The following is a 22,611-nucleotide window of genomic DNA, read 5'->3' on the forward strand; positions in this document are numbered from 1 at the left end:
CCGTAGCCGCGACGGCCTCGCTCGCCTCGGTCTCGTCGGCCTTGCGCCTGCGTCGCCGCACCGGCTTCTCGGCGACTTCCGCGTCGGCGGGAGCGTCGCCGTTCCCGTCGACCGCCGCGGCGGCCGGCTTGCGGGTGCGGCGGCGCTTGGCCGGTTCGGCGGCGGTCTCGCCGTTGCCGTTCTCGGTGGCGCCGTTGTCCGCGGACTCGGCCGTGGCCGTCTTGCGGGTGCGTTGGCGCTTGGCCGGTTCGGCGGTCTCGCCGTTGCCGTTCTCTGCGGCGCCGTTGTCCGCCGACGCAGCCGATGCCGTCTTGCGGGTGCGGCGGCGCGCGGGCTTCGCGGGCGCTTCCTCGGCGGTCGCCTCGGATGTCGCCGTTTCGATGGCCGCAGGCGTCGCGTCCTCAGCTGCGACAGGTGTCGTGGATTCGGCAACCGTGGGTGTCGCGGTTTCGGGTGCGTCGGATGCCGCGGTTTCGGCTGCCACGGGTGCCGAGGTTTCGGACGTCGCGATTACGGCTGCGGCGGGTGCCGCAGTTTCGGCTGCGACAGGCGACGTGGACTCGGCCGTGACCGCCGTCGTGGTTTCGGCCGCGGTGGGCGTCGCGTTGTCGGTCGCGGTGTTCTCGGCCGTCACAGGTGCGGCGTCCTCGGCCGCGACGGGCTCGGCGTTCTCGGTCGCCTGGACGGTTCCCGCAGCGCCGTTCTCGTCCGCCGGCTTGCGACGACGACGCCTGCGCCGGGCCGGAGCCTCGGCGGTCTCCGCCTCGACGCCGCTGTCGGCGGCCTCCGCCTCGACGCGCTCGCCGGAGTTCTCGGTCGGCTCGCCTTCGGCGCTCGTTTCCGTCACACCGTTGGCGGCGCCTTCGGCCCCGCCGGAGCGGCGGCGACGGCGGCGACGGCGGGACTTGCCCTCCTCCGCGTTCGGCGCCTCGGCGGTCTGCTCGACGTCGCTTCCGTCGCCATCGACCGTCGACTCGGTGCCGACCTCGGCCCCGTCGACCGGCTTGCCGCCACGGGTGCGCCTGCGGCTGCGCTGGCGCGGGGTGCGCGCCTCTCGCTCGACCACCACGTCGTCCTCGTCGCGGGCCGGGCGCGCCTTGCGCACCGTGCCGGTGACGCCCTCGGGGATGCCGAGGTCGCTGAACAGGTGCGGCGAGCGCGAGTAGGTCTCCACCGGATCGGGGATGCCGAGGCTGAGCGCGTTGTCGATGGCAGACCAGCGGTTGAGCTCGTCCCAGTCGATCAGCGTCACCGCGACGCCGGTGCGGCCGGCACGGCCGGTGCGGCCGATCCGGTGCACGTAGGTCTTCTCGTCCTCGGGGCACTGGTAGTTGACGACGTGCGTGACGTCGTCGATGTCGATGCCGCGGGCGGCCACGTCGGTGGCGACCAGCACGTCGACGGTGCCCTTGCGGAACTTGGTCAGCGCCTTCTCGCGGGCGATCTGACCGAGGTCGCCGTGCACCGCGCCCACCGCGAAACCGCGCTCGGCCAGGTCGTCGGCGACCTTCTGCGCCGTGCGCTTGGTGCGCGTGAAGATCATGGTGGCGCCGCGGCTCTCGGCCTGCAGTACCCGCGCGATCAGCTCGGCCTTGTCCAGCGCGTGCGCCCGGTACACGAACTGCGCGGTGCGGTCGTGCACAGCGGAGTCGTGCGGCTCCTCGGCCCTGATGTGGGTCGGGCGGGTGAGGAAGGTGCGGGCCAGTGTGATGATCGGGCCGGGCATGGTGGCCGAGAACAGCATCGTCTGACGCTTCTCCGGCACCATGTTCAGGATGCGCTCGATGTCGGGCAGGAAGCCGAGGTCCAGCATCTCGTCGGCCTCGTCCAGCACGAGCACGCCGATCTTGCCCAGGATGAGATGGTTCTGCTTTGCCAGGTCCAGTAGTCGGCCCGGGGTGCCGACCACGACGTCGACGCCCGCCCGCAGCGCCGCGATCTGCGACTCGTAGGGGCGGCCGCCGTAGATCGAGGCGACCTGCAGCTTGCCCTGGTGGTTGCTCAGGTACTTGCTCGCGTTCTCCAGGTCCTCGGTGACCTGGATGCACAGCTCGCGGGTCGGCACGATGACCAGCGCCCGCGGCGTGCCGTCCAGCGGCGTGGTGCCGGAATCGGCGGTGGCGACGCGGTGCAGCAGCGGCACGCCGAATCCGAAGGTCTTGCCCATGCCGGTGCGGGCTTGACCGATGAGATCCTCGCCGGCCAGCGCCAGCGGGAGGGTCAGTTCCTGAATTGCGAAGGTGCGTTCGATGCCGATCTCGGCGAGCGCGCGGACGATTTCCTCGCGCACCCCCAATTCGGCGAATGTCGGGGCGGTATGCGTCGCGTCCAGTTCGGCCGTCAACAGCGTGTCCGCCACACCGGGTTCCTGCTCGACAGTGATCTTGCTCAGGTTCGTGCCTTCCTCGTTATCGCGTCACGCGCGCACGAGGCGTGGGGCGGACCGGCCGGTCCGCGACGACCACGTATCCGCCGGTAATGCTCGCCGCAGCCGGATGTCGTCGGGTGCCGTCTGTCGACAGCAACTACCGGGGAACATCGGCGCAGCGTAGTCGCGGTGCGGATCTGGTGCGCGCACATTTTCCTGGACATCGGAGCCCCAGCGCCACACCGGACGGCGGACGCGCGGGGAACGAAAATTTCCGTTGTCCGCAGTGATTGTAGCGTGATATTGTGCACGGCTCGAATTGCCGTCGCCGTTATTGCGCGGGAAAAGTCCGGTTTCCATCGCGCTCATGCCGACCGGCGCTGCGCGACTTGACAATTCATCGCCGCGCTCGAATCCGTCACAGTCTCCGAAATGCTACCGGCCGGTGCCATAGGCGCGTGCCGCGCGCGGCCGGTCGCGCGGGTCGGCAGCCGCGGCGGACAACGGGCGGGAAATCTCGCAAAACGGACTTGCCTGTTACCGTCGGTACTCCACTGTGAGACATTCTTGTGGTGAGCATCGCAGAGACCGTAACCATCGCGGCCCGCAACGCTTGGGCGCTGACCTTCGGCTCGGGCGTCGAGGCGCCGAACCCCGCGCCGTCCACGGTCCTCTGGGACGAGCCGCACCGCCTGCTTCGCCGCTACGACGGAGGTGACTCGGACGGCGCGTCCGCGGTGCTCCTCGTGCCGCCGCTCGCGGCGCCCGCCACCTGCTTCGACTTGCGTCCCGACCAGAGTTTGGCGCGCTTCCTGCGCGACTCGGGCCGCGCCACCTACCTGGTCGACTACGGCGAGATCACTTTCGCCGACCGCAGGATGGGCTTCGAGGACTGGATCGACGACATCCTGCCGGAGGCGATCATGCGCACGTCCGCCGATATCGGCGGCAAGCCGGTCGACCTCGTCGGCTGGTCGATCGGCGGAACGCTGGCGCTGCTCACCGCCGCCGCGCACGCGCACCTGCCGATCCGCTCCATCACCGCCGTCGGCTCCCCGCTGGACTACGACAAGATGACCGGCATCCCGCAGCTGCGCGCGGTCGCCAAGCTGACCGGGGGCATCGCCACCTCGACCGCCGTCAGGGCGGCGGGCGGCATCCCGGCTCGGCTCACCCGCGCGGCGTACCGGGTGACCGCGTGGGATCGTGAACTCACCAGGCCGTGGTTCGTGGCGAGCAACATCGCCCGCACCGAGACGCTGGCCAAGATGGAGTCCATCGACCGGTTCATGGCCGCGATGCCCGGTTATCCCGGCCGCTTCTACGGCCAGCTGTGGGGCCGCCTGATCCTGAACAACGACATCGGTCGCGGCGTCGTGCGGCTCGGCGATCGGCGCATCGCGCTCGCAGGCGTGACGGCGCCGGTGCTGCTGGTCGGCGGGCCGACCGACGTCATCACCCCCGCCGCGGCCGTCGAGGCGGGTACCCGCACGCTGACCGGCGCCGCGTCCGTTCGCTACGAGACCGCGCCCGGCAGTCACCTCGGCATCCTCGCCGGTGAGACCGCCCGCGATACCACCTGGGTCTACCTCGACAAATTCCTCGCGGAACAGGACTGATCGCGCGGCATTCTCCGGCGCGCGCGGGCTGTCGGCCGCCTTCGCCGGGCCGAGCCTATTAAGCTGGGCGGCATGGGAGCACAGTCATCTGCAGCGCTTGGCGTTTCGTTCGATCCAACCTCGCCCATCGCCGCAGACCACCCCGGCGTGACCGAGCTGTTCGCCGTGCTCGCCTACGGTGAGATCTCCGCGTTCTACCGGCTGGCCGAGGAGGCCAAGCTGTCGCCGACCCTGCGCGGGAAGGTCGCCGTCGCGAAGATGGCCTCCTCCGAGATGGACCACTTCAAGACCCTCGAGGCGGCGCTGGCCGAGCGCGGGATCGAGGTGTTCGACGCGATGGCGCCGTTCGTGCGCGCGCTCGACGCCTATCACGCGTCCACCGATCCCTCGACCTGGCTCGAGTCGATGGTGAAGTTCTACGTCGGTGACGGCATCGCGGCCGACTTCTACGGTGAGATCGCGGGCGCGCTGTCGCCCGACGTCGCCGCCGTCGTCCGCGACGTGCTCGCCGAGACCAGCCACTCCGAGTTCGTGGTCGAAGAGGTGCGGCGCGCGGTGTCGGCCAGCCGCTCCCAGCGCGACCGGCTCACGCTCTGGGGCAGGCGGCTGCTCGGTGAGGCGATCACCCAGGCCCAGTACGTCATGGCGCAGCGCGACGAACTCACCGATCTGGTGCTCACCGCGACCGGCGATCTCAACGGCATCGCCGCGCTGTTCGAGCGCATGCAGGACAGCCACGCCAAGCGGATGGCCGTTCTCGGGATCTGAGGCTCCGCCTGAGAAGGCGCAGCCGGACGGCGTCTGTCGGCAGGGCGCGTGTAGCCGGAGCGAAGGCGACGTGCGCCTTGATGGACGTAGTCCGGCGTAGCCCGTCGGCAGGCCGCGCACGGCCGCGGCGCGCAGGGGGAGTGCGCCTTGATGGGTGCGGTCAGGCGTCGCCCGTTGGCAGATGACACCTGGCTGGAGCGTCGGCGGAGGTACGCCTACTCGTTCGCGGCACGGTTGTGCACCAGCCGCAGCCCTTGGGAGCGGGTCGCGGCCTGATCGAGCAGCCAGACGATGACGCTCTGGTCGCGGTCGGTCTCCATGGTCTCGAATGGCACGTCGATCGGGCCGTGCACCGGGTGATCGAACTCCAGCACGCTCGACACCGGCCCACCGCCGACCCGGTGCGGCTTCCACCGCTGCAGGAACTCCGGCTCGCGCTTGAGCGCGTCGACCATCCCGAGCAGTTCGTCGTCGCCGGGCCAGCGCAGCTTCGCCCGCAGCAGCGCGGTCGCGAACGTGTCCGCGGCGGCGGTCCAGTTGCGCAGCGTCCGCCGCGCCCGCGGATCCGTGAACGTGTACCAGACCAGATTGGCCTCGCCGTGCTCGCCGATCAGGCCGAGCGGGGACGCGAAGTCGGCCCAGGCGTGGTTCCAGCCGAGCACGTTCAGCCGCCTGCCGATGACGAACGCGGGGGTCGGTTGCAGCGCGTCGAGTACCGCGCGGGTCGTCTCGGCCAGCTGTTCCGTGGGGGATTCGCTACCCGGACAACGGGATTCATTGCCGGAGGCCATCGCGAGCAAGCTGAAGTGATGCCGCTGCGCGCCGTCGAGCAACAGCGCGTCGGCGAGCGCGTCGACGACCGCCACCGACGGGTTGGTGTCGCGACCTTGCTCCAGCCGGGCCAGGTAGTCGGCGCTCACTCCCGCCCGCACCGCGACCTCCTCGCGGCGCAGCCCCGGCGTGCGGCGCCTGCCGCCCTCGGGCATCCCGACGTCGGCGGGCCGGAGCTCACCGCGGCGGGCGACGAGGAATTCGGCGAAACCATTGCGTGCCATGCCACCATCGTGCCCGTTCCCCGGACATCGAGCCTCGCCCTGGCAGGTCCAGGATAACGGCGGTCTGGCTACCGGACCGCGGTCCGGACAAGGTCGATGGCATGACGAACACTTCCGCACCCAGCACCGACACCCAGCAGCTGAAGCCCGGATCCTGGGCGCTGGACACCGCCCACTCCTCGGTCGCGTTCACGATCCGCCATCTCGGCATCTCGAAGGTGCGCGGCGGATTCACCCGCTTCGAGACCGAATTCGTCGTCGACGACGCGGGCGCCGCGACCCTCGGCGCCACCATTTACCTCGACTCGTTCGATACCGGCAACCCCGACCGCGACGCGCACGTCCGCAACGCCGACTTCCTCGACGTGGCCAACCGGCCGACGCTGACCTTCCGCGCCGCGCGGCCGGTGACGATCGCCGAGACCTTCACCGTCGATGGCGAGGCCACCCTCGGCGCGATCACCAAGCCCGTCACCCTCGAGGTCGAATGGGGCGGCGTCCAGGACTTCGGCCCGACCGGCGAGCGGCACGCCGGATTCTCGGCGACCGGCACCATCAAGCGCACCGACTTCGGCGTCGGCGGCCCGATGCCCGGCATGCTCAGCGACGCGGTGAAGATCGAGCTGGATATCGAGCTGATCGAACCCAAGTGACGGACCGTCGCGCCGACCGGGTTTCGCGATCAGCGTAGGCAGTGCGCTGCTGTGCGGCCGTTGCCCTGCACTAGCCTTGGACCGGACAGCAAGAGCGCTCGGGCGGACGCGACGTCCGACCGCCGCACAGGACTCTAGGTTCGGAGGTTGGCCGTGGAGGTCAAGATCGGTATTTCGGATAGCCCGCGCGAACTCGTGATCAACAGCGGGCAGACTCCGGAAGAGGTCGAGGCGATGGTGTCCGAGGCGCTGAGCGGCCCGAGCGGCGTGGTGGCGCTCACCGACGACAAGGGCCGCAAGTTCCTGATCCAGGCCTCGAAGGTCGCCTACGTCGAGATCGGCACCGCGACCAGCGGCCGGGTCGGTTTCGCCGCCGTCTGACGACATCCAGACAACGAGCCCTCGGATTCCCGGTCATCGACCGAGAATCCGAGGGCTCGTTCGCGTTTGCTGTGCGTTACCGAGACCGCGCGGGCGATCAGAAGCGGGAGTTGCCCGAGTTCTCGATCGGATGCAGCGGGACGTGCGACAGGCCGCCCCAGGCCAGCACGACGGTGGTGTCGACGGCCTCGTCCTTGGGGATCGGACGGTCCGCCTCCAGCCAGTAGCGCGCCGTGAACTGGCTCGCGCCGACCAGGCCGACGGCCAGGATGCGCGCGCGATAGGGATCCAAACCGGAGTCGTGCGCGACCAGGTCGAAGACGGCGTCCACGCACGCCTCGGTGGCCTGCTCGACCCGGCGCTGCACCTGCGGCTCGCTGGTCAGGTCGGATTCGAAGACCAGCCGGAAGCCCTGCATCTCGTTGTCGACGAAATCGAAGTAGGCCTGCACGGCGGCGCGCACGCGCTGGCGGTTGTCGGTGGTGGAGCGCAGCGCCTGCCGCACGCTCGACACCAGCATGTCGACATAGTTCTGCAGGACCGCGAGGTACAGCTCCAGCTTGCTGGTGAAGTGCTGGTACAGCACCGGCTTGCTGACACCGGCGACTTGCGAGATCTCGTCCATGCCCGCCGCGTGATAGCCACGGAGCACGAACACCTCGCTCGCCGCGTGGAGTAGCTGCTGCCGCCGTTCGTCGCGCGGCAACCGTGTACCGCGTTTGGTCGGCACCATGGCCTCGGACGACATTCTGCGGGACGTCATCCGGTCCACGAGGTCTGTCATTTCGGCTCTCCCAGTCGATTCCCCGGCAAAAGGGGTGGTGCACCGGGTATCCAAAGAACGATACCCGGTTGTAGCTCACATGCCGATCGGGGTCGTCGATCTCGTCCGGCCAATGAGACTTGACGCACAGCCGGACGCCGCTCCTGGGCGCAGGGCGCGCGGGCCGAGCGGCCGCGCATCGCGCCGAACCCCCGCTCAGGACGCACTCGACCGGCTGTCGTCGGCTCTGTGAGAACCTGTCTTATGTGACCCTGCGTGCAAACGGGGATCGGGCGCGTGATTCCGGCCCGTCCATCGTGTCCGGCGGCGGGCGCGATGCGCTCGGCCGCACTGGCTCCGGGTTGCCCGATTCCGTAGTCTCTGGACCCGTGGCAAGGTCCGGTCCCGAAACGCGTTCGGGTGCGGCTGCCCGATCGGGCGCTGTACCGCGGTCCGGGACCGCAGGTCGGCCCGGCCGATCCAGACCCGAGCGCGGGAGCCGCATCGACCCGTGGCCGCGGAAACCCGACGGCGACGAGGCGGCCACCGCGCCGACACACCTGCCGCCACGTGACGCCAAAGGCGTCGAGATCTACGACCCTCTCGGTCTCTATCCGGCCGCCGCCAACCGCTCCCACCAGCCACTGCGGGCGCGCTGGGACCCCACGGCGCCCGATCCGAATCGCGCCCGTGGACCACGACCCGAGCGCAACACCAAGAAGCAGAGCGCGCTCGGTCGTTTCGTCTCCACCTACGGCTGGCGCGCGTACGCCCTTCCCGTGCTGTTCGTCGTCACCGTGCTGGTGATCGTCGACGCGGTGCGCGGCGGCGCGAGCGGCGGTGGTTCGAGCGTGGCCCCCAGTTTCGGACGGCTCAGTCCGCGCACCGCGACCGCGGGCATCATCGGCGCACCGCCCGGCGACGGAAAGTTCCCCGCCGACCTGCCCACCGGTGCGTTGCCAGAGGGTGGCCCGTTCACCGAGAACGGAGCGGGCACCTGGCGGGTGGTCCCCGGCACGACCGCCGAGTTCGGCGCGGGCGTGGAGTACCGCTTCAGCTACACCGTCGAGATCGAGGACGGTGTCGACACCTCCGGCTTCGGCGGCGACGAGTCGGTGGCCAAGATGATCGACAGCACCCTGGCCAACCCGAAGAGCTGGGCGCACGACAAGAAGTTCGCCTTCCGCCGCACAGATCAGGGCAAGCCGGATTTCCGGATCTCGCTCACCTCGCGCCAGACCGCCAGGAAATCCTGCGGTTTCGACATCCCCATCGATTCCTCGTGCTTCAACGCCGGCCTGGACCGGGTGGTGCTCTCCGAGGTGCGCTGGGTGCGCGGCGCGCTCGCCTTCGAAGGCGACATCGGCTCCTACCGGCAGTACCAGATCAACCACGAGGTCGGCCACGCCATCGGCTACCACCAGCATCAGCCGTGCGAGACCGAAGGCGGTCTCGCGCCGATCATGATGCAGCAGACCTTCGGCACCAAGAACAACGACATCGCTGCGCTCGATCCCGACGGCCTGGTCCCGATGGACGGCAAAAGCTGTCGCTTCAACCCTTGGCCGTACCCGCGCGGCTGATCGCGGGAGTGGTGCGCGACGATAGTGGGAAGAACGGTTCGATCGTCGGCGTTGCATATCGCGATCGGTCAATTCGATTCGAGGAGTCCTGGACGTGTCATCACCGAAGTCCCTGCCGCCGCTGGTCGAGCCGGCCGCGGAGCTGAGCAAGGACGAGATCGCCCGCTACAGCCGTCACCTGATCATTCCCGACGTGGGTGTGGACGGGCAGAAACGTCTGAAGAACGCCAAGGTGCTGGTGATCGGCGCGGGTGGGCTCGGCTCGCCGGCTCTGCTCTACCTGGCCGCCGCGGGTGTCGGCACCCTCGGCATCGTGGAGTTCGACGAGGTCGACTCCTCGAACCTGCAGCGCCAGATCATCCACGGTGAATCCGACATCGGCCGTCCGAAGGCCGACAGCGCGCGCGACTCCATTCTGGAGATCAACTCCGGCATCGACGTGCGGCTGCACAAGATCCGCTTGGAGCCGGAGAACGCGGTCGAGCTGTTCCGCGACTACGACCTGATCCTCGACGGCACCGACAACTTCGCCACCCGCTACCTGGTGAACGACGCCGCGGTGCTGGCGGGCAAGCCGTATGTGTGGGGTTCCATCTACCGCTTCGAAGGCCAGGTCTCGGTCTTCTGGGAGGACGCCCCCGACGGCCGCGGCCTGAACTACCGCGACCTCTACCCCGAGGCCCCGCCGCCCGGTATGGTCCCGTCCTGCGCCGAAGGCGGCGTGCTCGGCGTGCTGTGCGCGTCCATCGGCTCGATCATGGTGACCGAGGCGATCAAGCTGATCACCGGCATCGGCGACCCGCTGCTCGGCAGGCTGATGGTTTACGACGCACTGGACATGAGCTACCGGACCATCAAGCTGCGCCGCGATCCGGAACGTCAGCCGATCACCGAACTGATCGACTACGAGGCGTTCTGCGGTGTGGTGTCCGAGGAGGGCCAGGCCGCTGCGGCCGGCTCGACCATCACCGCGCGCGAGCTGAAGGAACTGCTCGACGCGGGCAAGGACATCGAGATCATCGACGTGCGCGAGCCGGTCGAATGGGACATCGTGCACATCGAGGGCGCGCGGCTCATCCCGAAGGACCGCATTCTCTCCGGTGAGGCGCTGGCCGAGCTGCCGCAGAACAAGCCGATCGTGCTGCACTGCAAGACCGGCGTCCGTTCCGCCGAGGCGCTCGCGGTGCTGAAGAACGCGGGCTTCTCCGACGCCACCCACGTGCAGGGCGGGATCGTCGCCTGGGCCAACCAGATCGACACCAGCCTGCCGGTCTACTAGGCCGAGCTCCGGCTGCGTTTCGGCTGTGTGGAGTCCGGTGCCGGGCTCCACACGGCTGCGCCAGCCGGGACCGTCGCTTCGATTGGCCCGTGCGGGAACGGCGGCGGACTGGATTCGGCCTGATCATCGAGGCTTCGCGTCGACCGGGCGCGGCGTACGGGTGTACTCCGGCCCGGCTGCTCGGGCGCACCTCCGCTCTCGGTCCGGCCTTGCATGGGCGTCGGGCAGACCACGCGGCTTTCGCGGAGCGCGGTTGGTTCGCTTGGCGGACGCGCGCGGGCAGGATACGCCGGATACGCGCCGCGCAGGGACTGTATCCGTGCGGTAACCAGCCGCGCGCCCGGACCGGCGCGGCGTCCGAATCCGGCCCTTCACCGGCGGTACCGTACGGCCGTGACTTCTGTGGAACCCCCCGAGCACGTGCGCGCCACGTTCGGTCTGCGCGAAGTGACGCCGGTCCCGCTCGGAGACTGGGACGGTGGTTGGCGCTGCGGTGAGGTGGTGCTGACCCCGGTCGCCGATCACGCCAGGGCGGCATGGTCGGCCAAGATCCGCGAGACGCTGAAGGTCGACGGGTTGCGCGTCGCCCGACCGGTGCGCGCCACCGACGGTCGCTACGTGGTCTCCGGCTGGCGCGCCGACACCTACCTGGAAGGCAGTCCCGAGCCGCGCCACGACGAGGTCGTCTCGATCTCGTTGCGCCTGCACCAGGCGACCACCGAACTCGAGCGGCCCCGCTTTCTGGTGCAACCGCCGGTCGCGCCGTGGGTCGACGTGGACGTCTTCGTGGCCGCCGACCGCGCCGCCTGGGAGGCGGTGCCGCTGCGCAGCCTGCGCGCTGGCGGCGCGATGCCGGCCACCTCGCCCGACGGCAGGCGCAGCATGGAACTCATCGGCCAGCTGGCCACCCTGCGCAAGCCGGTGCAGACCCCCGCCCAGCTGGTGCACGGCGACCTGTTCGGCACCGTCCTCTTCGCGGGTGCCTTCACCCCTGGCCTCACCGACATCACTCCCTACTGGCGCCCCGTCGCCTGGGCCGCGGGCGTCATCGTCATCGACGCCCTCTCCTGGGGCGGCGCCGACGACGGCTTGCTCGACCGCTGGTCCGACCTCCCCGAATGGCCCCAGATGCTGTTGCGCGCAGTCATGTTCCGCTTGGCCGTGCACGCCCTTCATCCCCGCTCCACACCCCAAGCCTTCCCCGGGCTGGCCCGCACCGCGGACATGGTCCGGCTGATGCTGTGACCGGGACGGGTTTCGCCGCAATCCGATAGCGACCCAAAAGCCGATCGGCAGAGCGCGATTGGCCGCCGACGAAGCCGAAACTTCCACGATTTCGCGCGGACCGGGCGAACGATGCAGGCACGGCAATGCCGAATGCCGCTGGGAGGCCCTTGTTCCCAGCGGCATTCGGGGGCTCGGCAGGCCCGGAGGGGGTTTCGGGCTGCCTGGCCCTGACCGGTATTCGGGGTTCGGGGTCGAATACCGGACGGCGGGTGCGGTTTACACCTTCGCGTAGGCCAGCGAGGGGACGCGGCCGACGGCGAAGGAGGAGCGCAGGTAGAAGAACCAGGTGACGGAGGCCATCACGATGAAGGCCGCCGCGTAGGTCCAGAAGGCGGGCGCCATGCTGCCGAAGTTGATGTTGGACAAGCGAAGTGCCTGCTGCAGCAGGTATCCGCCGGAGGCGCCGACCGCGCCGATGACGCCGATCGCCGCGCCCGCCTGTCGCTTGGCCGACGCCGCGGCTTCGGTGATGTCCATGCCGTGCTCGGCGGCGTACTTCTTGGCCTCCGCGCTGAAGATCGACGGGATCATGCGGTAGGTGGAGCCGTTGCCGATGCCGGTGAGGATGAACAGCGCGAGGAAGGCGGCCAGATAGAGCGGGAAGCTCTTCAGTTCCAGCGCCGCCATGATCGCGGCAACCGCGACGGACATGCCGCCGAAGACGAACACGGTGATCTTGGCGCCGCCGACCTTGTCGGAGACCCAGCCGCCGAACGGACGGCTGAACGATCCGACCAGGGCGCCGAGGAAGGCCAGGTTGCCGAGCGTGGTGATCCAGCCGATCTTGGCCAGGTCGGGGAAGTTCGCCTTGATGAGGGTGGGAAACGCGAAGGAGAACCCGATGAAGGAGCCGAAGGTGCCGATGTAGAGGAACGACATCACCCAGGTGTGCCGGTTGGTGAGCGCCAGCTTGTAGGACTTGCCGTCGGACTTGGCGGTGCTGATGCTGTCCATGTAGCGCAGCGCGCCGAAGGTGGCGATCAGGATGAACGGCACCCAGACCAGCACCGAGAGCGTGATACCGAAGCGGTAGCCTGCCGGATCCTTGGCCATGAGATGGGTGCCGAGAGTGATCAGCAGCGGCAGCACCAGCTGGGTCTGCGCGACGCCGAGATTGCCGCCCGCGGCGTTGATGCCAAGGGCCGCACCCTTTTTCCCTTCCGGGAAGAAGAACGAGATGTTGGCCATCGACGAGGAGAAGTTGCCGCCGCCGAAGCCCGCCAGCGCCGCGAGCACCATGAACACCCACATCGGCGTGCCAGGCTGGTTCACGAAGTAGGCCAGGCCGAGAGTCGGTACGAGCAACATGGCCGCGCTGAACGCGGTGAAGGCGCGCCCGCCGAATTTCGGAATGGCGAAGGTGTACGGAATGCGCAGTGCCGCACCGACGAGCGTCGGGGTGGAGGTGAGCAGCAGCGCGTTGCTGACCGCGGTGGGGTTGCCCTTGCCGAGCCCGGCGAGGAAGTCGAAGCCCGCCGCCCCCATGCTGGTCACCACGGTGCCCCAGATGACCCACACGCTGAAGCCGAGGTTCTCGGCGAATACCGAGAAGGCCAGGTTTTTCCGCGCGGTCAGTTTTCCGCCCGACTCCCAGAATTTCGCATTGTCCGGTTCCCAGTGTTCCAGCCAGCGGCCACGCTTCTGGTGGCTGAACGATTCCTGCTGGCCGGTGGCAGCGACTGTGGCAGTCATCGGCTTCCTCTCGATCATGCTCGACCGACCCTCATCGCGGCAATCGTCGCGCCGTTGCGACGTTGTTCGTCTCGGGACGCCCCTCCATTCGACAGAGGGGCCGTCGAGTTGCCTTGTACGGTCGAGACAAAGGTAGAAGCCGGTTGTTGCGAGCCAATGGCGTTCCGTGACGTTCCGGGCAAATCCGACTCACATGGGGGAAACGCCCTCGGTGACCGGTTGGTTACCTGGTCGCCTGCTCTATGACCGGTTGGAATTATCGGGCATCCGGGTATTCGGCGATGAGCGATCCGAGGAAGCAGCGCGCGGCTTGCGCGGCGCGATCGGCGTCGCCGTCGATGACGGCTTGCACCAATTCATTGTGCTCCGCGTCGTAGGAGTCGTCGGATTTCGAAGTCCGCGAGCGGATCACCTGTTCGATGGTGGGCAGCAAGGAGTCGTAGAACTCGAGGTACACCGCGTTGTGGCTGGCGACCACGATCGCGCGGTGCAGCGCCACATCGACGGTGATGGCGGTGCGGGTGTCCTCGTCCCAGTGGTGGCTGCGTTCTTCGAGCAAACGGCGCAGGTTCGCGATGTCGGCGTCGTCGCGGCGGCGCGCGGCCAGTGCGGCGGCGGTGGTGTCCAGGGCAAGGCGCAACTCGAGGACGTCACGCTCCTCGGCATCGGCGAAGTACTTGCCCAGCGTGCCACCGACTTCCGACGCGGCGATCACATAGGTGCCCGAGCCCTGGCGTCGTTCCAGCATGCCGGCGTGCACCAGCGCTTGGACGGCCTCGCGCACGGTGTTCCTTCCCGTACCGGTGAGCTCGGTGAGCTCCGGTTCGGTCGGGATGCGGGAGCCGATAGCCCAACGGCCGGAACGAATTTCGGCACGCAGCTGTTCGGTTACCTGGGCGATGAGGCTGGTGCGCCGGACGGGTTGCACCGGAACAGAGTACCGCCCGTCACAAATTGTTGCCGCTGATCATGGGGTCATCCTATGATTTCTCGGTGACAGCGACCCTTCCGGCCACCGCGACCCATCACGAATCCGCCGCCCCCGAGCAGCGTAAGCGTGCGCTCGTCGAGGGCAGACTGCTCGTTCTCACCGCGATCGTGATGTCCGCACTGGTCCTGCGCGTCGCCGTCACCGCGTTCAGCCCCCTGGCCGAGCGGATCGGCGCCGACATCGGCTACTCGACGGCCGTCGTCGGCGTCTTCGGCATGATCCCGACCGCGATGTTCGCCCTCTCGGGCCTGCTGACGCCGCTGCTGGTGCGCCGCCTCGGCTTGGAGCGCACCGCGTTGACCGCGATGCTGATGGCGGGCCTCGGCATGCTGATCCGCGCCTCGGTGCACGGCACCGCCGAACTGCTGATCTTCTCCGCGCTCGCGCTCGGCGGCATGGGCATCGGCAACGTGGTGATCCCGCCGCTGGTCAAGCGGTACTTCCCGGACCGGCTCGCGGTCATCAGCTCGCTCTACATCACCATGGTGCAGCTGGGTACCGTGGTGCCAGCCCTGATCGCCGTGCCGGTGGCCGAGGCGCACGGCTGGCGGATCTCGGTCGGCCTGTGGGCGCTGCTCGGTTTCGCCGCCGCGGTGCCATGGCTCGGGGTGCTGCGCGCTCGGCGCGGCCGCGACCTGGCCGACACCACCGGTGTGAACGCGGAAAACGAGCCCGCGGGGCAGGCCTGGCGTTCGCCGGTGGCGTGGGGGATGGCCGGCATGTTCGGCATGACCTCGCTGACCACCTACGCGATCTTCGCCTGGCTGCCGAAGATACTGAGCGAAGCCGGCGCGAGCGCCGCGTTCGGCGGCACCATGGTCGGTCTGTTCGCACTCGTCGGGTTGGTTGCCGCGCTCTCGGCGCCGACCCTGGTCGCGCGTTTTCGCAACCCGTTCCCCGTCGTCGTGGTCTGCGCGACCTTGTTCTTCGTCGCGTTCGCGGGTCTGCTGATCGCGCCGATGGGCGCGCCGGTGCTGTGGGTGGTGATCCTCGGCCTCGGCCCGAGCACCTTCCCGATGGCGCTGACCCTCATCAATCTGCGCACCAGGACGCCGCGCGGTTCGGCGGCGTTGTCCGGATTCACCCAGGGCATCGGATACGCGGTGGCGTGTGCGGGACCGTTGCTGTTCGGCATGCTGCACTCGGCGACGGGCGGCTGGCTCGCGCCGTTCGCGATGCTGAGCGTCGCGGTGCTGATCTTGCTCGCGGGCGCGTGGCAGGCGTGCAAACCGCGCGTGCTCGAGGACACCTGGATCTGATCGCCGGGAGCCGTGCCGTTCGAGTTGCGGGTCGGCGCGGCGCGGCGCATGCTGTGCGCGTCACACCTCACTGACCGCTGTGCGCGAAATCGGCTGTTTGTCACCCGTGGAAACCCTTGTGTCACACGGGTGAAACATTCGGTTGAAACTCACCCCGATATCGGGGTAATCGTGAGCAACCGTTGATTTGACGGTCATTTCCCGCAGCATTTCGGCAATACCTGTTTCCTACCGTTGGGGCCAACCGATTTTGGGAGGCCCTTGTTGAGCACGCTGACGCGTAACCACAACATCGAGCACTGGGATGCCGAAGACGTCGCGGCCTGGGAGGCGGGCGGCAAGGACATTGCCAAGCGCAACCTGATCTGGTCGGTCTTCGCCGAGCACGTCGGATTCTCGGTCTGGTCGATCTGGTCGGTGATGGTGCTGTTCATGCCCGCCGACAAGTTCGGCATCGACCCCGCAGGCAAGTTCTTCCTGGTCGCGATGCCGACGCTGGTCGGCGCGTTCCTGCGCATCCCCTACACCGTGGCCACCGCCCGGTTCGGCGGACGCAACTGGACCATCTTCAGCGCGTTCCTGCTGCTCATCCCGACCCTGCTGACGCTGTACTTCGTCAACCAGCCGGGCACTTCGTACACCACCTTCCTGATCGTGGCGGCGTTCGCGGGCTTCGGCGGCGGCAACTTCGCCTCCTCGATGACCAACATCAACGCCTTCTACCCGCAGCGGCTCAAGGGCTGGGCCCTCGGCATGAACGCGGGCGGCGGCAACATCGGCGTTCCGGTCATCCAGCTGCTCGGCCTGCTGGTCATCGCGACGCTCGGCGACGGCTACGCCTCGCTGATCTGCGCGATCTACCTGGTGCTCGTCGCGCTGGCCGGTGTCGGCGCCGCGCTCTACATGGACAACCTGAAGAACCAGAAGGCCGACCTCTCCTACATGGTCATGGCGCTGAAGGTCCCGCAGTCCTGGGCCATCGCCTTCCTCTACATCGGCACCTTCGGTTCGTTCATCGGCTACAGCTTCGCCTTCGGCCAGATCCTGCAGATCAGCTTCAAGGCGGGCGGCGACACCGCCGCGCAGGCCGCGCTGCACGCCGCGCAGATCGCCTTCATCGGCCCGCTGCTCGGTTCGCTGGCCCGCCCCTACGGCGGCAAGCTGGCCGACCGGATCGGCGGCAGCAAGGTGAGCTTGTACGTCTTCGGCGCCATGATGGCGGCCACGCTCATGGTCGGTGTGGCGAGCACCGTCGCCGACGGCAACGGCGGCGTCGCCAGCGGCGGCGTGATGACCGTGCTTGTCATCGGCTTCATCGCCCTGTTCGTGCTCTCCGGCTTCGGCAACGGCGCGGTCACCAAGATCATCCCGTCGGTCTTCGACGCCAAGTCCAAGAGCCTGGACGCCGGTCCCGCCGCGCAGGCCGCCTGGTCGCAGAACACCTCCGGCGCGCTCATCGGCTTCGTCGGTGCGATCGGCGCGCTCGGCGGCGTCGGCATCAACCTGGTGCTGCGCTCCTCCTACGCCTCGACCAACTCGGCGACAACCGCCTTCTGGGTGTTCATGGCCTTCTACGTGGCCTGCGCCGCGGTGACCTGGCTGGTCTTCCTCCGCCGTCCCACCATGGCCGTCGACACCGATGTCGTGCACGAGGCCGAGGCGCTGGTCCTCGAGGCCGAGGCCGCCGCAACCAAGTCCAACTCGTCGGCTCGCGCCTGACGCCCGAACCATCCCCAGGGAGGTCACAATGAACCCCACAGTCGATCCCACCCAGCGCAAGACCGCGGTGGTCGTCGGCCACGGCATGGTCGGGCACCGCTTCGTCGAGGCGTTGCGTTCACGTGACGAGGCCGACCAGTGGCAGATCGTCATCCTCAGCGAGGAGCAGCTGCCCGCCTACGACCGCGTCGGACTGTCGTCCTACGTCGGCAGCTGGGACGCGAGCCTGCTCGCGCTGCCCGGCAACGAGTACGCCGGTGACGCGCTGGTCGAGCTGCGCCTCGGCCAGCGCGCCGAGAACATCGACCGCGCGGCGCGCAAGGTCGTCACCTCGGCGGGCGACACCATCGCCTACGACGCGCTGGTGCTGGCCACCGGTTCCTACGCCTTCGTGCCGCCGGTGCCCGGCCACGACTTGGACGGCTGCTTCGTCTACCGCACCATCGAGGACCTGGACGGCATCCGCGCGAGCGCCGAGGCTGCGGGCCCCGGCGCGGTCGGCGTGGTGATCGGCGGCGGTCTGCTCGGTCTGGAGGCGGCCAACGCGCTGCGTCTGCTCGGCATGACCCCGCACGTCGTCGAATTCAACGACCGGCTGATGCCCGCGCAGGTCGACGCGGGCGGTGGCGCGATCCTGGAGCGCCTGGTCACCGACCTCGGCCTGAACGTGCACACCGGGGTCGGCACCCAGGCGATCGAGGAAGCGGGCGAGGGCAAGCTGAAGCTGACCCTCTCCGACGAGTCGACCATCGACGCCTCGCTCGTGGTGTTCTCCGCGGGTATCCGTCCGCGCGACCAGATCGCCCGCGACGCGGGCATCGAGGTCGGTCCGCGCGGCGGCATCATCACCGATCTGGGCCTGCAGACCTCGGACCCGAACATCTGGGCCATCGGCGAGTGCGCCGCGGTCGAGGGCGTCTGCTACGGCCTGGTCGCCCCCGGCTACAGCACCGCCGAGGTCGTGGCCGACCGGCTGCTCGGCGGCGCGGGCGAGTTCCCCGGCGCCGACATGTCCACCAAGCTGAAGCTGCTCGGCGTCGACGTGGCCAGCTTCGGTGACGCGCACGGCACCACCGAGGGCGCGCTGTCGGTCGTGCTGCACGACGCGGCCAAGGGCACCTACGCCAAGCTCGTCGTTTCCGACGACGCGCAGATCCTGCTCGGCGGCATCCTGGTCGGCGACGCCTCCGCCTACTCCGCGCTGCGTCCGCTGGTCGGACGTCCGCTGCCCGCCGACCCCGCTTCGCTGATCTCCCCGGCGGGCGCGGAACTCGGCGCGGACGCCCTGCCCGACGACGCGCAGATCTGTTCCTGCAACAACGTCAGCAAGGGCGCGATCTGTGGCGCGATCGCCGATGGCGCTTGCGACGTGCCCGCCATCAAGAGCTGCACCAACGCGGGCACCTCCTGCGGTGGCTGCGTGCCGATGCTCAAGAAGCTGCTCGAGCAGTCCGGCGTCGAGGTCTCCAAGTCGCTGTGCGAGCACTTCACCCAGTCGCGCGCCGAACTGTTCCAGATCGTCCAGGTCACCGGCATCCGCACCTTCTCCGGCCTGATCGCCAAGTACGGCAAGGGAACCGGCTGCGACATCTGCAAGCCCACCGTCGCCTCGATCCTGGCCTCCACCTCGAGCGATCACATCCTCGACGGCGAGCAGGCCGCGCTGCAGGACACCAACGACCACTTCCTGGCCAACCTGCAGAAGAACGGCACCTACTCGGTGGTGCCGCGGATGCCCGGCGGCGAGGTCACCGCAGAGCAGCTGATCACCATCGGCGAGGTGGCCAAGGAGTTCGGCCTCTACGTCAAGGTCACCGGCGGCCAGCGCATCGACCTGTTCGGCGCGCGCGTCGAGCAGCTGCCGCAGATCTGGCAGCGCCTGGTGGACGCGGGCATGGAATCCGGTCACGCGTACGGCAAGTCGCTGCGCACCGTCAAGAGTTGCGTCGGCTCGACCTGGTGCCGCTACGGTCAGCAGGACTCGGTCGGGATGGCCGTGCTGCTCGAAAAGCGCTACCGCGGACTGCGTTCCCCGCACAAGCTGAAGCTGGCCGTCTCCGGCTGCGCCCGCGAATGCGCCGAGGCGCGCGGCAAGGACGTCGGCGTGATCGCCACCGAGAACGGCTGGAACCTCTACGTCGGCGGCAACGGCGGTCTGACCCCGAAGCACGCGGTGCTGCTCGCCGGTGAACTCGACGACGAGACGCTGATCAAGTACATCGACCGCTACCTGATGTTCTACATCCGCACCGCCGACCGGCTGCAGCGCACCGCGCCGTGGCAGGAGGCGCTCGAGGGTGGCATGGACTACCTCAAGGCGGTCGTCTGCGAGGACAGCCTCGGCATCGCCGACGAGCTGGAGGCCGCGATGTCCAAGCACGTCGACGGCTACAAGGACGAGTGGGCCGCGGTGCTCGAGGACGAGGAGAAGCTCTCGCGCTTCGTCTCGTTCGTCAACGCGCCGGAAGAGGCCGACCCGACCATCTCGTTCGACGACAGCGGCGAGCGGAAGGTGCCGGTGCTGTTGGGTGTGCCACAAATGCCGGCCGCCACGCACGGGAAATAACAACTTAACCGTGCGGAAACAGGACGCCGGTACCAATGAGTAAGGCGTTCGGAGGAGGAACCCGATGACCGTGATCGATACACCCAGCATCTCGCCAGCTACGGCCACCGGTTGGACACAGGCTTGCCGACTCGACTATTTGATACCCGGCCGCGGCGTTGCGGTGTTGCTGAAGGGTGGCCAGCAGGCCGCTCTGTTCCGACTGATCGACGGCAGTGTGTACGCCGTCGGCAATATCGATCCCTTCGGTCGCGCGGCCGTCATGTCGCGCGGGATCGTCGGTGACCGCGGCGGCGTGCCCGTCGTCGCCTCGCCGCTGCTGAAGCAGGCGTTCTCGTTGCTCGACGGACGGTGCCTTGACGACGAATCGGCGGCGCTGCCGGTGTATGAGGTGCGTGTCGACGACGGCATCGTTTCGGTTTCCAACGAGCCGACGGCGCTCGATTCCTCGGACGGGTGAACATCCATGACGACAACTGAAGCGGGCGCCTGTCTCGCCGGATTCACGGTGGGCATCACGGCGGCGCGGCGGGCCGAGGAGTTCGCCACCCTGCTGGTCAGAAGGGGCGCCACCGTCGTGTCGGCGCCCGCCATCCGGATCATTCCGCTGGCCGACGACAACGAATTGGAGCGGGTCACCCGGACACTGGTCGCCGAGCCACCGCAGATCACCGTGGCCACCACCGGCATCGGGTTCCGCGGCTGGATGGAGGCGGCCGAAGGCTGGGGGCTGGCCGAAGACCTGCGCAGCACGCTGGCCGCCACCCGCATGCTGGCCCGCGGCCCGAAAGCCAAGGGCGCCATCCGCGCCGCGGAACTGCGCGAGGAATGGTCGCCCGCTTCCGAATCCTCGGCCGAGGTGCTCGATCACCTGCTGGCCGAGGGCGTGGAGGGCGTGCGCATCGCGGTGCAGTTGCACGGCGCCACCACCGAGTGGGAGCCGGTCCCCGACTTCTGCGAGGTATTGCGTTGCGCCGGAGCGGATGTCGTTCCGGTGCCGGTGTACCGGTGGACTCCGCCCGCCGATCAGGGGCCGATGGACCAGCTGATCGAGGCCATCGTCACCGCGAGCCTGGACTGCGTGACCTTCACCAGTGCGCCCGCCGTGGCGTCGATGTTGATGCGCGCCAAGGAAACCGGGTTGTTGGAGGGTGTGCTGCACGCCCTGCGCGGCCGGGTGCTCCCGGCGTGCGTCGGCCCGATCACCGCGGCTCCGCTGGAAGAGCTCGGCGTGCCGACCTCGATGCCGGGACGCGCGCGGCTCGGTGCGCTGGCCAGGCACGTGGCCGAGGAACTGCCCAGGCGCGCCAACCGGATTCAAGCCGCGGGACACAACATCAGCGTGCGTGGCGCGTGCGTCGTCGTCGACGGTCAGGTGCGTCAGCTGGCGCCCGCGCCGATGGCGCTGATGCGTTCGCTGGCTCGCCAGCCCGGCCGGGTGGTCTCCCGCGAGGACTTGCTCGCGGCGCTGCCCGGCGGCGGTGACGACACGCACGCCGTGGAGACGGCGATCGCCAGGCTGCGTGCCGGGCTCGGCACGCCGAAGGCGATCCAGACCGTGGTCAAGCGCGGTTACCGGCTCGCCTTGGATCCGGCCGAGTGCACCGACAACAATCCGCGCCAGCTGCCGCAGACGCGGCCGCAGGCGCCCGGTGTCGGCGCGCCTGTTCGGGCTCCCAAGTACACCCCGCAAGCGATGGGGAGCTGGTGAGCACGCCGGCCCTGGTGCTGGTGGCGCACGGCACCCGAAGCACACGGGGTGTGGAGATGATCGCTGCGCTCGCTGAGGCGGTCTCCCGCGAACTCGGTGCGGCGCAGGCGATTCCGGAGCTGGGCGCCGCGATTTCGGGGCGCGGCGCCCGCACCGACGCTCCCGTGGTCCGCACCGCCTTCGTCGATGTGCTCGGCCCATCGCCGTCGGAGGTGCTGCGCGACCTGACCGGTGTGACGGAATCCGTTCCCGCCGTGGTGGTTCCGGCCTTCCTCGCGTCCGGCTACCACGTCTACCAGGACGTGCCGCGCGAGGTCGCCGAGAGCGGGCACGAGGCGGTGGCCGTCACCCCGGCCATGGGCCCGGACCCGGCGCTGGCCAGGATCATGGCGATGCGGCTGCGCGCGGCGGGCTGGCGGCCCGGTGACGCGGTCGTCTTCGCGGCGGCGGGTTCCTCGGATGCCCGTGCGCGCCAAGATGTCCGGCGCGCGGCAGCGATGCTGGCCGAGCACCTCGACGCGCCGGTGCGCATCGGCTTCGTCGCCACCGGCGCGCCCCGCGTCCCCGAGGTGGTCGCGGAAATCCGTGCCTCCGGCGCGCGGCGGGTGTTCATCGCGTCCTACCTGCTCGCGCACGGCCTGTTCCAGCAGCGCCTGCACGACGCGGGCGCGGACGGTGTCGCCGAGCCGATCGGCGTCCACCCCGCGGTTGTTCGGCTCATCGCGGATCGGTACAGCGCGGCCGTGCGGGAAATGGTCGACAGTCGCGTACGTTGAGCCCTTCGGTCCGGAGCGTTTCGCGCTCGCACCGCTCATAGCTTCCTCACCGCCCTCGGCACGCTGCGAAGATCTGAGTAACAAAGGGTTTCAAGTCGCGATGCCGTGGGTTCGCGAGTTGCTACGGTCGCCCTGCTCGTC

Annotated in this window: 17 protein-coding genes and 1 pseudogene; 13 read left to right on the forward strand and 5 right to left on the reverse strand. The window is 69.0% G+C overall.

Annotated elements, in window-relative coordinates; translation table 11 throughout:
• Positions 1 to 988 precede the first annotated feature (988 nt).
• A pseudogene (locus tag AB0H50_RS17790) lies at positions 989 to 2,359 on the reverse strand (DEAD/DEAH box helicase); the annotation flags it as partial.
• Positions 2,360 to 2,940: 581 nt separating this feature from the next.
• On the opposite strand from AB0H50_RS17790, the gene AB0H50_RS17795 reads away from it, so the two are divergent.
• Complete coding sequence (locus AB0H50_RS17795) at positions 2,941 to 3,987, forward strand: alpha/beta fold hydrolase (RefSeq protein WP_357453234.1); 1,047 nt, start codon at positions 2,941 to 2,943, stop codon at positions 3,985 to 3,987.
• 72 nt (positions 3,988 to 4,059) lie between these two features.
• Complete coding sequence (locus tag AB0H50_RS17800) at positions 4,060 to 4,755, forward strand: ferritin-like fold-containing protein (RefSeq protein ID WP_357453237.1); 696 nt, start codon at positions 4,060 to 4,062, stop codon at positions 4,753 to 4,755.
• Between the two features lie 215 nt (positions 4,756 to 4,970).
• Here the strand turns inward: AB0H50_RS17800 and AB0H50_RS17805 are convergent, their stop codons facing one another.
• Complete coding sequence (locus AB0H50_RS17805) at positions 4,971 to 5,810, reverse strand: helix-turn-helix transcriptional regulator (RefSeq protein ID WP_357453240.1); 840 nt, start codon at positions 5,808 to 5,810, stop codon at positions 4,971 to 4,973.
• Between the two features lie 101 nt (positions 5,811 to 5,911).
• Here AB0H50_RS17805 and AB0H50_RS17810 point away from each other — a divergent pair, with 101 nt between their 5' ends.
• Together AB0H50_RS17810 and AB0H50_RS17815 are read left to right on the forward strand one after the other, a co-directional pair.
• On the forward strand, positions 5,912 to 6,463 hold the full coding sequence (locus AB0H50_RS17810) for a YceI family protein (protein WP_357453243.1): 552 nt from the start codon (positions 5,912 to 5,914) through the stop codon (positions 6,461 to 6,463).
• Positions 6,464 to 6,616: 153 nt separating this feature from the next.
• Positions 6,617 to 6,844, forward strand: a complete 228-nt coding sequence (locus tag AB0H50_RS17815) for a DUF3107 domain-containing protein (RefSeq protein ID WP_357453246.1) — start codon at positions 6,617 to 6,619, stop codon at positions 6,842 to 6,844.
• A 97-nt stretch (positions 6,845 to 6,941) separates the two neighbouring features.
• Here the strand turns inward: AB0H50_RS17815 and AB0H50_RS17820 are convergent, their stop codons facing one another.
• Positions 6,942 to 7,628, reverse strand: a complete 687-nt coding sequence (locus AB0H50_RS17820) for a TetR/AcrR family transcriptional regulator (RefSeq protein ID WP_357453249.1) — start codon at positions 7,626 to 7,628, stop codon at positions 6,942 to 6,944.
• 569 nt (positions 7,629 to 8,197) lie between these two features.
• On the opposite strand from AB0H50_RS17820, the gene AB0H50_RS17825 reads away from it, so the two are divergent.
• The 3 genes from AB0H50_RS17825 to AB0H50_RS17835 all read left to right on the forward strand — a co-directional run bounded on the left by AB0H50_RS17825 (position 8,198) and on the right by AB0H50_RS17835 (position 11,714).
• A complete protein-coding gene (locus tag AB0H50_RS17825; protein ID WP_357453500.1) occupies positions 8,198 to 9,190 on the forward strand; it encodes a DUF3152 domain-containing protein in 993 nt (330 codons plus the stop codon).
• Positions 9,191 to 9,284: 94 nt separating this feature from the next.
• On the forward strand, positions 9,285 to 10,469 hold the full coding sequence (gene moeZ / locus AB0H50_RS17830) for an adenylyltransferase/sulfurtransferase MoeZ (RefSeq protein WP_357453252.1): 1,185 nt from the start codon (positions 9,285 to 9,287) through the stop codon (positions 10,467 to 10,469).
• A 393-nt stretch (positions 10,470 to 10,862) separates the two neighbouring features.
• Positions 10,863 to 11,714, forward strand: a complete 852-nt coding sequence (locus tag AB0H50_RS17835; RefSeq protein WP_357453254.1) for a TIGR02569 family protein — start codon at positions 10,863 to 10,865, stop codon at positions 11,712 to 11,714.
• Positions 11,715 to 11,972: 258 nt separating this feature from the next.
• Here AB0H50_RS17835 and AB0H50_RS17840 read toward each other — a convergent pair whose 3' ends face one another.
• Positions 11,973 to 13,448 (reverse strand): MFS transporter, encoded by a 1,476-nt coding sequence (locus AB0H50_RS17840; protein ID WP_357453257.1) that lies wholly within the window; start codon positions 13,446 to 13,448, stop codon positions 11,973 to 11,975.
• A 256-nt stretch (positions 13,449 to 13,704) separates the two neighbouring features.
• Positions 13,705 to 14,376, reverse strand: a complete 672-nt coding sequence (locus AB0H50_RS17845; protein ID WP_357453260.1) for an FCD domain-containing protein — start codon at positions 14,374 to 14,376, stop codon at positions 13,705 to 13,707.
• Between the two features lie 173 nt (positions 14,377 to 14,549).
• On the opposite strand from AB0H50_RS17845, the gene AB0H50_RS17850 reads away from it, so the two are divergent.
• From AB0H50_RS17850 to AB0H50_RS17875, 6 genes are all read left to right on the forward strand, one after another.
• On the forward strand, positions 14,550 to 15,698 hold the full coding sequence (locus AB0H50_RS17850; RefSeq protein ID WP_357453503.1) for an MFS transporter: 1,149 nt from the start codon (positions 14,550 to 14,552) through the stop codon (positions 15,696 to 15,698).
• 264 nt (positions 15,699 to 15,962) lie between these two features.
• A complete protein-coding gene (locus tag AB0H50_RS17855; RefSeq protein WP_357453262.1) occupies positions 15,963 to 17,417 on the forward strand; it encodes a nitrate/nitrite transporter in 1,455 nt (484 codons plus the stop codon).
• Between the two features lie 28 nt (positions 17,418 to 17,445).
• Positions 17,446 to 19,983, forward strand: a complete 2,538-nt coding sequence (gene nirB / locus AB0H50_RS17860; RefSeq protein ID WP_357453265.1) for a nitrite reductase large subunit NirB — start codon at positions 17,446 to 17,448, stop codon at positions 19,981 to 19,983.
• Between the two features lie 64 nt (positions 19,984 to 20,047).
• Entirely contained in the window at positions 20,048 to 20,443 is a 396-nt protein-coding gene (gene nirD, locus AB0H50_RS17865) for a nitrite reductase small subunit NirD (RefSeq protein WP_357453268.1), read from the forward strand.
• A gap of 6 nt (positions 20,444 to 20,449) precedes the next feature.
• Positions 20,450 to 21,694, forward strand: coding sequence for a uroporphyrinogen-III synthase (locus AB0H50_RS17870; RefSeq protein ID WP_357453271.1), 1,245 nt, complete (start codon positions 20,450 to 20,452; stop codon positions 21,692 to 21,694).
• A complete protein-coding gene (locus AB0H50_RS17875) occupies positions 21,691 to 22,470 on the forward strand; it encodes a sirohydrochlorin chelatase (RefSeq protein ID WP_357453274.1) in 780 nt (259 codons plus the stop codon). The genes AB0H50_RS17870 and AB0H50_RS17875 overlap by 4 nt, the downstream gene beginning before the upstream one ends.
• The last annotated feature ends 141 nt before the right edge of the window (positions 22,471 to 22,611 follow it).

Source organism: Nocardia sp. NPDC050793, from assembly GCF_040654065.1.
Taxonomy (GTDB): domain Bacteria; phylum Actinomycetota; class Actinomycetes; order Mycobacteriales; family Mycobacteriaceae; genus Nocardia.